Source organism: Marinisporobacter balticus (assembly GCF_004345705.1).
Classification (GTDB): Bacteria; Bacillota; Clostridia; order Peptostreptococcales; family Thermotaleaceae; genus Marinisporobacter; species Marinisporobacter balticus.
Genome location: NZ_SLWV01000047.1, coordinates 1 through 12061, shown reverse-complemented (window position 1 = coordinate 12061; position 12061 = coordinate 1). Strand labels below are relative to the sequence as shown.

Annotated in this window: 8 protein-coding genes and 1 pseudogene; all 9 read left to right on the top strand. The window is 30.9% G+C overall.

All coding sequences use genetic code 11. The annotated features are described in order from the left end of the window. Positions 1-118 precede the first annotated feature (118 nt). The 9 genes and pseudogenes from EV214_RS17925 to EV214_RS17885 all read left to right on the top strand — a co-directional run bounded on the left by EV214_RS17925 (position 119) and on the right by EV214_RS17885 (position 11950). On the top strand, positions 119-2371 hold the full coding sequence (locus tag EV214_RS17925; protein WP_243116720.1) for a heavy metal translocating P-type ATPase: 2253 nt from the start codon (positions 119-121) through the stop codon (positions 2369-2371). A gap of 98 nt (positions 2372-2469) precedes the next feature. Next, positions 2470-3294: a hypothetical protein gene (locus EV214_RS17920; RefSeq protein ID WP_132248276.1), complete on the top strand. Its 825-nt coding sequence runs from the start codon at positions 2470-2472 to the stop codon at positions 3292-3294. A 160-nt stretch (positions 3295-3454) separates the two neighbouring features. Further along, the gene (gene aroQ, locus EV214_RS17915) at positions 3455-3901 is read left to right on the top strand and encodes a type II 3-dehydroquinate dehydratase (protein WP_132248274.1); all 447 of its coding nucleotides are present in this window, start codon (positions 3455-3457) and stop codon (positions 3899-3901) included. Between the two features lie 584 nt (positions 3902-4485). Further along, positions 4486-4626, top strand: a pseudogene (locus tag EV214_RS17910) (GNAT family N-acetyltransferase); the annotation flags it as partial. A gap of 93 nt (positions 4627-4719) precedes the next feature. Continuing rightward, positions 4720-5358, top strand: a complete 639-nt coding sequence (locus tag EV214_RS17905; protein ID WP_330571344.1) for a DNA-3-methyladenine glycosylase I — start codon at positions 4720-4722, stop codon at positions 5356-5358. 45 nt (positions 5359-5403) lie between these two features. Next, positions 5404-5931: a hypothetical protein gene (locus EV214_RS17900; RefSeq protein ID WP_132248270.1), complete on the top strand. Its 528-nt coding sequence runs from the start codon at positions 5404-5406 to the stop codon at positions 5929-5931. 222 nt (positions 5932-6153) lie between these two features. After that, complete coding sequence (gene addA / locus EV214_RS17895; RefSeq protein WP_132248268.1) at positions 6154-9729, top strand: helicase-exonuclease AddAB subunit AddA; 3576 nt, start codon at positions 6154-6156, stop codon at positions 9727-9729. 18 nt (positions 9730-9747) lie between these two features. Continuing rightward, positions 9748-10647 carry a tRNA epoxyqueuosine(34) reductase QueG gene (queG, locus tag EV214_RS19005; protein ID WP_132248266.1) on the top strand — a complete coding sequence of 300 codons (900 nt, stop codon included), beginning with the start codon at positions 9748-9750 and terminating at the stop codon, positions 10645-10647. A 139-nt stretch (positions 10648-10786) separates the two neighbouring features. Then, a complete protein-coding gene (locus tag EV214_RS17885; protein WP_132248264.1) occupies positions 10787-11950 on the top strand; it encodes an HD-GYP domain-containing protein in 1164 nt (387 codons plus the stop codon). The last annotated feature ends 111 nt before the right edge of the window (positions 11951-12061 follow it).

Here is a 12061-nt window from a genome sequence, read left to right as displayed (position 1 = left end):
AGTATTTTATGCAAAAAAAAATGGGGGAATCGATAAAAAATTAAATTAATAAAAGAGAGTAATCACAGGGGCAGATGAGTTTCTGTGAGAACTCATTAAACATAAGGGGGAGAAATAAATGGTATTGAATAATAAAGTGAAGGATCATCATAATAATGGATGTGGGATGAAAGAAGTTGTTCATAGCCATGAAAATTATACACAAGAAGATATGAGAGAATATTCAGATGAAGAAGAGAGTCATTCTTACTGTAGTAATCATGAAAATACCATAAAGATTGAACTTTTTATTGAAGGACTCCATTGCTCAAACTGTGCATCAAAGATTGAAAGACAGGTTAATGCCTTAGAGGAAGTAGAGCATGCCACATTAAACTTTGCTACATCTACAATAACAATTGAAATGAAAAAGGAAGAACAACATATAGTCATTGAAAAGGCTTCTAAAATAGCAATAGATGTAGAACCAGGAGTTCGGGTGAAGGAAAAAGGAGGAATACAAAAGAATAAAACAGAAGAGTTAGAAGATAAAAAGAAAGACAACAATAGACTATTAAAAAGAATGGGATTCAGTTTAGCAGCCTTAGCAATAGCCATGTTCTTTAAAGAAAACACATGGGGAATTGCTTCATTTATAATAGGGTATTTAATCATTGGAGCAGATATCATCAAAAGATCTATCAGTAATATTAAAAGAGGAGAAATATTTGACGAAAATTTTTTAATGACGATCGCAACATTTGCTGCTATAGGGGTTGGAGAATATCCTGAAGCAATAATGGTTATGCTTTTGTATCAGGTTGGAGAGTATTTCGAAGGGAGAGCTGTTGCATCTTCCAGAAAATCTATCGCAAAACTGATGGACATTAGGCCTGAATATGCGAATTTGAAAATTGGGAAGCAAATCAAAAAAGTATCGCCCGACGAAGTGTGTGTTGGGGAGATAATTATTGTAAAACCAGGTGAAAAAGTACCACTAGATGGTGTTGTTATAGAAGGGACATCTTCTGTTGATACGAAAGCATTAACAGGAGAAGCTGTACCACAGGATTTAGAAGATGGAGATGAAATCACCAGTGGTTGTATTAATATAGATGGTGTATTAACTGTAAAAGTTACAAAAGCATTTAAAGAATCAGCAGTGTCTAAGATTCTTGACCTAGTTCAAAATGCTAGTGCTAAAAAAGCGAAAACAGAACTAAGTGTCACAAAATTTGCTAAATACTATACACCAACGGTTGTGTTTATAGCAATAATAATTGCTATGATCCCACCTCTATTTATGAAAGGACAAAGTTTTTCTGACTGGATATTAAGAGGTGCTACATTTTTAGTGGTTTCTTGTCCATGTGCTTTGGTTATATCCATTCCCATGTCTTACTTTGCGGGACTCGGGGCAGCATCTAAAAATGGTGTATTGGTGAAAGGTGGGAATTATTTAGAAGCGTTAAGTAAAGCGGGTGTAATGGTATTTGATAAAACAGGTACATTGACAGAAGGACAGTTTAAAGTATATGACATCATCACAACCAATGGAATAGACAAAGAAACATTAGTAAAGTTTACAGCTTATGTCGAGAGTTTTTCAACACACCCAATTGCAGTATCTATTGTTAAGGAATATGGACGAGAAACTAATAAGGAAAATATAAAAAATTATAAAGAAACAAGAGGAAAAGGTGTAGAAGCAGATGTTGAAGGCATGCATATTGCAAGTGGAAATAGTACATTCTTAAAAGAAAAAGGGATTGATATAAAAGAAAGTGAAGAAGCAGGAACCATTGTATATACTGCTATTGATGGAAAATACGCAGGATATATCATCATTAAGGATATAATAAAAAAAGATGCAAAAGCAGCAGTTGAAGGTTTGTATCAATTAGGAATGAACAGTATCGTGATGCTTACTGGAGATAGAAAAGTAACAGCACATACAGTAGCACATGAATTAGGCATTGAAAATTATAAATATGGATTACTACCAAATCAAAAGGTAGAAGAAGTGGAAATACTTATGAAGCATAAAGGAGAAAAAAAGCTTGTATTTGTTGGAGATGGCATCAATGATGCACCTGTTTTAGCGAGAGCAGATGTAGGAGTTGCAATGGGTGGTGTAGGGTCAGATGCAGCTATAGAAGCAGCAGATGTAGTCATTATGAATGATGAACCATCAAAGCTGATCTATGCCATAAAAATAGCAAAAGCTACAAAAAACATTGTAAGGCAAAACATTTTCTTATCTATTTCTGTTAAATTAGGGATCATGATCTTAGCATTCTTTGGACGTGCACCTATGTGGTTAGCAATATTTGGAGATGTTGGTGTATCCATCTTGGCTGTATTCAATGCAATGAGAATTTTAAAAAAATAAAAAATTATACAGAAACCACATAGATTCATCATGAAATCATCACAATTCCTGCCTATAATAATCTCGTAGAAACAAATAAAAAAAGAGGAGGAATTAAAATGAAAAGTAAAAAAATAATGAATGGTATATTAGTGGGCATAATGGTGTTTTCTATGGCAGGTATGGCTTTTGCAGATAACTTAAATTCAAAACAACAAATACCAAAAACAAAAGGTGTAATGCAAAATAGAGATCAAGCAAATACAGAAAAAAGAAAAGTGAATGTGCAAGAGCAAATCAACCAATTGGTAAAGGACGGTGTTATTACACAAGAACAAGCAACAAAATGGCAAGCATTCAATGAAGAAAAGAAAACAGAAAGAAAAACTGAAATGGAAAAAGTAAAAGCAATGACAGCGGAAGAAAGAAAAGGTAATGTTGAAGAAATGAAGAATAATAGAGAAGATAGAGGAAATGGACTAGAAGCACTCGTAAAATTAGGAATATTTTCACAAGAGATTGCGGATGAAGTAGCACAAAAAATGCATGATATGAGAGCAGTAGAACAAGAAGAAAAGTTCAAAGAACATACAAAAAAGTTAGTAGAAGATGGAATCATCACACAAAGTGAAGCGACAAAATGGGAAGAATTCAATGAAGAAAAGAAAGCAGAAAGAAAATTAGAAATGGAAAAAGTAAAAGCAATGACAACGGAAGAAAGAAAATTAGAAATGGAAAAAGTAAAAGCAATGACAACGGAAGAAAGAAAAGCAAATTTTGAAGAGAAAAAGAATAACAAAGGAGAAAAAGGAGATAGACTTGCAGAACTAGTAAAGGCAGGCGTAATCTCACAAGATACAGCGGATAAAATGAAAAGTGAAGCACAACAAAGACCTAAAAAACCTGAAAGACATGAAAGACCTAAAAAAACAGAAAATGAATAGCAAAGAAGAAATGAAAAGAAAGAGCATCAAGGAATTGTTAATCATTCAAACATTCACGCGATGATCAGAGGTTAAAGAGTGGATACGGTTGATAATGATATATAAATAAAGGAAAAAATATAACTTTATGTTACGAATTTATTGTACTAGGAGGAGTAAAATGAAAAAGATATTAATGCTACATGGGGTAAATCACAATATGTTTGGAAAGAGGGATCCAATTCAATATGGTACAATCACCCTTGAGGAGATTGATGAAAATATGACAGAACTTGGAAAAGAACTAGGTGTTGAAGTGATAAGTTTTCAAACGAATCATGAAGGAGATATGTGTGAAAGAATTCATCAAGCTTTTATGGAAAATATAGATGCTGTGGTTATTAATGCTGGTGCTTGGACTCATTATAGCTATGGGATAAGAGATGCATTAGCGATTCTTACGGTACCAATTATTGAAATTCATATGTCCAATATCCATGCAAGAGAAAAGTTTCGTCATCATTCTGTTTTTTCTGAGATTGCAAAAGGTCAGATTTGTGGGTTTGGTCTTGATAGCTATCTTCTTGGTCTAAGGGCTGCTATAGGATCAATAGAAGAGATTAAATAATATTGGGAAAGATATACAAACAAGATTGATGAATTTGGTATTGAATTCATTTAAGTAAAGAATAGTCCATAAAAAACACCTTGAACAATGGTGCTTTTTATGGACTATTTTCCGTAGAATGAATGGAATAGATTTATAACCCACTGTTAATAAAATTTACAGATTTTTAAGAACAAGGGATAAGTGTTTCTATTAGAAGAAATATATTGGAAAATAATCGTAGAAAAATAGAGTTATACTATGCTACCACAAAATATAAACACAAAAATGAAAAAATTGTAGATCATAATTCTATATTTTGTAATATGATTATTAAAATCTAAAGCTATGAATATTTCGGGGTATATTTTTTATTCATAAGGTAACATCTGCTTACTATATATTACTTAAAATGATAAAATGTAGCTATAAATAGATTTAGTAAATAAAATATCCTTGTCCAAAGACTAACGGCTAGGTGGGGGTAATGAGTAACATAGTATGAGTTACAATTATTATTAGAAAAATGTGAAGATGAAGAATACTTTGTGGTAGTAGAAGATTGGATGATTTCGTATATATGAGAAGATAGAAGCGTAGTTGCTTGGATTATGACACATGATGATGGAGCAATTGGATTTTTGAATGTACTTGAAGAATATAGAAATAAAGGATATGGATATAGCCTTACAGTATCTATTATTAAGAGATTAAGAAAGATTAGAAAGATTCTATTGGCTAATTAGTTTTTTAATCATGGATAAGGTTAGATATTATTATGCCAATATCTAAGATGAAAGCGTTAGCAATTTAAATGTATTTAGAAGGAGGAATAAATCTTGGAGATTTATGGATATGATAATAAGGATACCATAATGAAAAGATGTTCTTGGTGTAAAAAAGATGAAATTTATATTAAATACCATGATGAAGAATGGGGTGTACCAGTATTTGATGATAGGAAACATTTTGAATTCATGATATTGGAATCTGCACAGGCAGGTTTAAGCTGGATAACAATTTTAAGAAAAAGAGAAAATTACAGGAAAGCATATGATTATTTTAATCCTATTTCAGTAGCTAATTTTGATAATAAAAAGATTGAAGAACTCACAAAAAATGAAGGAATAATAAAAAATAGAAAGAAAATTGAAGCATCCATAAACAATGCTCAAAGATTCGTTCAAATTCAAAAAGAATTTGGAAGTTTTAGTGAATACATTTGGAAGTTTGTTGATTATAAACCTGTAATCAATGTATGGAAAAATGAATCAGAAATTCCTGCAAAAACTAAACTATCTAAAGTGGTAAGTAAAGAGTTGAAAAATAGGGGGTTTAAGTTTATTGGTCCAGTTACAATATATTCCTATCTACAAGCTACAGGATTAGTTAATGACCATGTAGTAGATTGCTTTAGATATGAGCAAATCTTGAAATCGGGTTATGACATGATAAATGCTCAAGGAAGATATATTTAATAGAAAATATTCATTTAAAATAATTACTGAAATGGGGAACCGAAAATGAAAAAAGATATAAGAAAGAAAGCAGTCGTGGCTATTTTTTTAATCCTGCTTGTAGTGTCCTATAAACTTTATTTCACGAAGGATCATAATGTAGTGGATCAAGGAAATGAAACACAAATGATCTTTGAATCGAAAGATTTAATAGATACAAAAAATCTAACATTACTTGAGAAATATCGTATTGATGTAGATGGGGACAATGAGGATGAGGAAGTTCAGTTATATACAGCAGCGGAGAGAGATGCTGATGGCGAGATTATGTGGGATGATGGGCAAAATTGGCTAATGCTTGTAAAGGACAGTGACCGAGCGTTTGTTTTGTTTGATGGATACATTCAATTAGGAGAATTGAAACTTTGGATTTATACTACAGATGAAGATAATAAGATGCACATAACAACCTTACAACCGAGCTCAGCAAGTGCACTTGTGGATGATTATATTTTTGTTGAAGAAAAACAAGGATTTGAAAAAAAGATCTTGTTCAATCCTAAAAATGTAAATATGCTTCATATGTCTAAGTAGTATTTAAAAGGATTGTTCAATAATCAATATAAATAAAAATACCCCTTTATCTGAATAGATAGAGGGTTTTTATCTACTATGATATAATTTTGTATAGGATTGAAATGATAAAAAATATTTAGGGATAAGAAAAAAATTGAAATAGTGACCAAGATTAGTGAACTTACTATTGATTATCTCTTAACATAGATGTATATGAAAGACCAAGGGAGGAGAATAAAAATGGTTATGTGGACAAAAGATCAACAAAATGCCATTGATGCAAGAGAGAGCAACCTTTTGATTGCAGCAGCAGCAGGATCAGGAAAAACAGCTGTATTGGTTGAGCGAATCATTCAATTGATCATAAAAGATAAGATAGATATTGATAGATTATTGATTGTAACTTTTACGAATGCAGCAGCAGGAGAAATGAGAGAAAGAATAGGTGCAGCAATTTTAAAGGAACTAGAAAAGAAGGATAAAAATGAAGAACACTTAAGAAAGCAAATCAATCTGTTAAATAGAGCATCTATTAGTACACTCCATTCATTTTGTATTAATGTAGTACGAAAATATTTTCATTTGATTGATATAGATCCCAATTTTCGTATTGGAGATGGGACAGAAACGAGTATTATGAAGGCTGAGGCGTTAGAAGAACTATTTGAGAAGGAATATGAGAAGGCTGAGGAAGGCTTTATAGGATTAGTAGAACGGTTTGGCGGAAATAAAGAGGATACGCCTCTTTTGGATTTGGTTTTAAGATTGTATGGATTTATTCAAAGTAAGCCATATCCAAAAGAATGGCTAAAAGAGAAGGTTGAAGAATTTTCTTTAGAAGAATCGTCTTTTGATGAAACTACATGGCATAAGGCTATTGTAGATCAGATTTGTATTGCATTAGTAGGAGCGAAAGAAGTATTTATTGAAAGTAAAAACTTGTGTCAAAAACCTTTAGGACCAGCAGGATATCATGATGCAATTTTAGAGGACATTCATTTAATAGATGAATTGCGTAATGGGTTAAGATTAGGATTAAATGTTTTTTATGATATACTGCAAAATGCAAAACATAAAAGATTAGGTAGACTTTCAAAAGATGTTGATGAAGTATTAAAAGAAGAAGTAAAGGGATTAAGAGAACAAGGAAAAGAGATTATAAAAGATATCAAAGAAGATATTTTGATGAAGCATCCACAAGAATATGTGAAAGACTTGAATGAATTGTATCCATATATGAGATATTTATATAACTTAGTAAATGATTTTGAAAGCATGTATCATGAGAAAAAAATAGAAAAAGGCATTGTGGATTTTAATGATCTTGAACATTATGCTTTAAGAATTTTACAAAATGAACAAGTAGCAAAAGAATATGAAAAAAAGTTTGCATATATATTTGTAGATGAGTACCAAGATAGCAATATTGTGCAAGAAACCATATTGGGATTTATTAAAAGAGAAAATAATTTATTCATGGTAGGAGATGTAAAGCAAAGTATTTATCGATTTAGATTAGCAGATCCAACACTTTTTATTGAGAAATATGAAACCTACGAAGAAGATTCAGAATCATTAAATCGTAGAATCGATTTGAGTAAGAACTTTAGAAGTAGAGCAGAAGTTATTGATGGAATTAACTTTATTTTTAAAAATATTATGACCAAGGAATTTGGTGAAATAGATTATGATGAAAGTGCTTATCTGTATAAGGGTGCTGAATATGAGCCACTGAACGATTTAGAAATAGAACTAAATATCATAGAAAAAAATAAAGAAGAGGTAGACGTTGAACTAGAAGAACTAGAAGAATTAGAGGATATGGAAGTAGAGGCAAGGATTGTTGCAAAACGAATCAAAGAATTAATAGATCAGGAAATTTATGATAATAAGCTTATGCAATATAGAAAAATTAATTATAAAGATATGGTTGTGCTTCTTAGAGCTACAAAAAATTGGGCGCAGACTTTCTTAGAAGTTTTTATTGAAGAAGGTATTCCTGCTTATGCAGATATAAACACAGGTTATTTTGAAGCCATAGAAGTGAATATTTTTATGAATTTATTAAAAGTAATAGACAATAAAATGCAGGATATTCCATTGCTTAGTATTATGCGTTCTCCGATAGGGGGCTTTAATACAGAAGAAATGATTCAAATTCGAATGCATAGTAAAGAAAAAACTTATTTTGAAGCTGTACAAGAATATATGAAGACTGCTGATGACCCACTGAGTGATAAATGCGTTCGATTTTTGAAGAAGATCAAAGAGTGGAAAGAAGTTTCGCGATATATTCATATTGATGAATTTATTTGGAAGCTTTTAAAAGAAACAGGGTATTATGATTATATAGGAGCTATGCCTGGAGGGGTACAACGACAAGCCAATTTAAGAATATTAGCAGATCGTGCACGCCAATTTCAAAATACATCCATAAAAGGATTGTTTAATTTTATTAAATTTATTGATAAGTTAAAAAATAGTAGTGGGGATATGGGAACAGCGAAAACATTAGGAGAGAATGATAAAGTCGTTCGAATTATGAGTATTCATAAAAGTAAAGGATTGGAGTTTCCCGTAGTGATTGTAGCAGGTATGGGAAAACAATTTAATTTAATGGATATAAATTCCCAAGTATTGTTCCATAAGGATTTGGGGATTGGACCAAAATATGTAGATCCAAACCTTAGACAATATACAGATACCATTGCAAAAATTGCGATGAAATATAGAATCAAAATAGAAAGTTTATCAGAAGAAATGCGCATATTATATGTGGCACTTACAAGAGCGAAAGACAAGCTTATACTTTTAGGATCTATAAGAGATATAGAAAAATCAGCAAAGAAATGGATGGGGCGAATCAATCCTTTCTACTTATCTCGTTCAAAAAGCTATTTAGATTGGATCGGTTCTGCGTTGATAAGACATAAAGATGGAGAAAAATTAAGAGCGTGGGCTGGGGTAGTTTGGGATAAGGCATTGCTGTTAGAAGATGATTCTAAGTGGATTGTGAAAAAAATAAATAAAAAAGATATTCAAACAGAAGAAGTAGAAAAAAAGATAAATAAATTGGCATTTAAAAAGGTTTTAAATGATTTCCAAATTAGTGATCCACAAGATAAAGATTTTGTAGATAAAAGATTAAATTGGTATGATCCGAATAAAATAGCTACGCAAATTTCTTCCAAATTATCTGTAACGGAGATTAAAAGAATATCATTTAAGGAACTAGCAGGGATGGGGATGAATATTCCCGCTTTAATTCAAAAGCCTAAATTTATGGATGCGCAAAAAGATTTTACACCAGCACAGAAGGGGACAATTATCCACTTTATCATGCAGCATTTGGATTTGAAGCATATAGAAAGTAAGGGAAAAATAGAAGAACAACTTCGTAAAATGGTAAGGGCTGAATTATTAAAACCAGAAGAAGCAGATGTAGTAGATATTTTGAAAATTATTACTTTCTTTAAGAGTAATATTGGAGAGCGTATTTTAAAATCACAAAATGTTTTTAGAGAAGTACCTTTTAATTATGTAAAAAAAGCTGTTGAGGTAATACCAGATTTAGAGAATTGTAAAGAAAACCTTTTAATTCAAGGGGTTATAGATTGTTATTTTGAGGAAGAGGACGGATATGTTTTAGTAGATTATAAAACAGATTATGTAGGTTTTGGGCATAAAGAAGAAACTGTAGAGAAATATCGTGTTCAAGTGGCATTATATAAAGAAGCTTTAGAGAAAATAACACAAAAACGAGTAAAAGATAGCTTCATTTATCTATTTTATTTAGATGAAGAGATGAAATTATAAGGAAGTGGAGAAATAAAAGTGAAAAAAAGTTTAATACAATTTTGTCAAAAGTTAAACATAGAACATGTTGGAATTGCACCTGTTGGACCTTACAAAGAATTAGAAAAGATATTAAGGGATCGCGTAGATAAAGGGTATATTACAGGGATGGAAGAAAAAGATTTAAAAAAGAGAACCGATCCTAAAGAGCAGATGGAAGATGCAGCATCTATTATTGTTTGTTTATTTCCTTATTTTACAGGGAATTTTGAGAATTCAAATATTTCAAAATATACTTATTCTATAGATTATCATATGATTATCAAAGAAAAGCTAGAGAAAATAGGAGAATTCTTTAAAGCACATATAAAAGGATTTTCGTATAAATCTTTTGTAGATACAGGACCGTTAGTAGACAGATATTTAGCGTATTTAGCAGGGGTAGGATATTTTGGATTAAACAATCATATTATTACAGATCCATATGGTTCTTTCGTGTTTATTGGATATATCATAAATAATTATCCTTTTGAAGAAGATAAACCATTAGATAAAACTTGTATGAGATGTGGTGCCTGTATAAAAAAATGTCCAGGAGGAGCAATCCTTGGTGGTTTTAAAATAGATCCAAGAAAATGCGTATCTTTTATTACACAGAAAAAGGAAGAACTGACAGGGGAAGAAATACATATCTTAAAGAAAAACAATATGGTGTTTGGCTGCGATATTTGTCAGGATATATGCCCTCACAATCAAAATATAGCAAATACAAATATGAGAGAATTTAAAACGGCTTTGATCTATACCCTTAAGGAAGAAGAAATTTCAGAGATGTCTAATAAAGCTTTTAAAAGAATATATGGAAACAGAGCCTTTAGTTGGAGAGGGAAAAAAATTATTGCAAGAAATTTGCATGTTCTAAAAAGGAAGGACAAGTGATAGAATAAAAATAAAAATATAAATATTTTTAATGCTATTAAAAAAAACCGCAGAAAATGTAGAAATTTGATATAATTGGTTTAGTAGAAGAAATATTTAATAAAGAAAATATTTAGTGAAAATATAAGGAGTAATGACTATGAGACTTGTACCCATTGATTATGCAAAGGAAGGGATGTATTTAGCCCAAACATTAAATGATCGAAACAATAGAATTTTATTACAAAAAGGGATAAGGTTAAATCAAAATCTTTTAGAGAGAATTAAAGAAAATGGTATCTATAGTATCTATATTCATGATGAATATAGTGACAATGAGATTGAAGATATTATTAGTCCAAAACTAAGAAATTCTGCAATTACTACTATTAAAGATACATTTGATAATTTGGATCAATATTTTGGGCAAAATAATAATTCGATAAAAGCAAAGCAATTACTACAAACAAGAGAAAAAAATCTTCAATCATTAAATAGTATATCTAAAGAGGTTGTAGAAGAAATCTTAACGGGTGAAAATATGGTTATTAATTTAGTAGATGTAAAAAGTATAGACAATTATACTTATCGACACTCAGTAAATGTTGCTGTATTATCATTGGTTTTAGGAATAGAACTTGGTTTAAATAAAGATGAATTGTATGATTTGTGTATAGGCGCAATGCTACATGATGTAGGTAAATCATTTATACCTAAGGAGATTCTTTTGAAAAGGGAAGCATTAACGAATCAAGAGTATGAAATCGTTAAGGAACATGCAAAAAAAGGATATGATTATTTAAAAGAGCGATATGATTTGAATACAAGTGTAAAACTGATTGCGTTGCAGCATCATGAAAGAATAGATGGATCAGGGTATCCTTATGGATATACAGAAAATAAAATTAATAAATTGTCAAAAATTGTTGCAATTGCAGATACTTATGATGCAATGGTTTCCGATACGCCGTATAGAAAGGCTTTGCCAGCAAATGAAGCTATTGAGCTCATTATGGGTAGTGCGGGTGGAAATTTTGATTTTGATATGGTAAGAGTTTTTATAAAAAAAATAATACCTTATCCAGTAGGGAGTTTAGTGCAGTTGAGTAATGGAGAAATTGGTGTAGTAGAAGAAATAAAGCCAGATTTTCCACTAAGACCAAAAGTGAAAGTTGTTAAGCAAAATGCAGTTACAGTAGAAATGAAAAACTTTGATTTGATGAAAGAAACAAATGTGGTCATTGACGGGATATTGTATGAAGTTCCTAATGCATGTGTTCCACGTCAATTAGGAAATGAAAATTCTTTTAATGAAATAAGATAAAAAACCTTCTTTGAATTTTAAAATGTACCCTTTGTCAAGGACAATTTAAAAAAGCCTATGCTACATTAAGAAGATGATTTCTGTATTGAACAGGAGTCATCTTTTTTAGAT

Excerpts from the sequence above, each read along its gene's own strand:
- EV214_RS17925 (WP_243116720.1), top strand. The coding sequence starts at position 119 with ATGGTATTGAATAATAAAGTGAAGGATCATCATAATAATGGATGTGGG.
- EV214_RS17920 (WP_132248276.1), top strand. The coding sequence starts at position 2,470 with ATGAAAAGTAAAAAAATAATGAATGGTATATTAGTGGGCATAATGGTG.
- aroQ (WP_132248274.1), top strand. The coding sequence starts at position 3,455 with ATGAAAAAGATATTAATGCTACATGGGGTAAATCACAATATGTTTGGA.
- EV214_RS17900 (WP_132248270.1), top strand. The coding sequence starts at position 5,404 with ATGAAAAAAGATATAAGAAAGAAAGCAGTCGTGGCTATTTTTTTAATC.
- addA (WP_132248268.1), top strand. The coding sequence starts at position 6,154 with ATGGTTATGTGGACAAAAGATCAACAAAATGCCATTGATGCAAGAGAG.
- EV214_RS17885 (WP_132248264.1), top strand. The coding sequence starts at position 10,787 with ATGAGACTTGTACCCATTGATTATGCAAAGGAAGGGATGTATTTAGCC.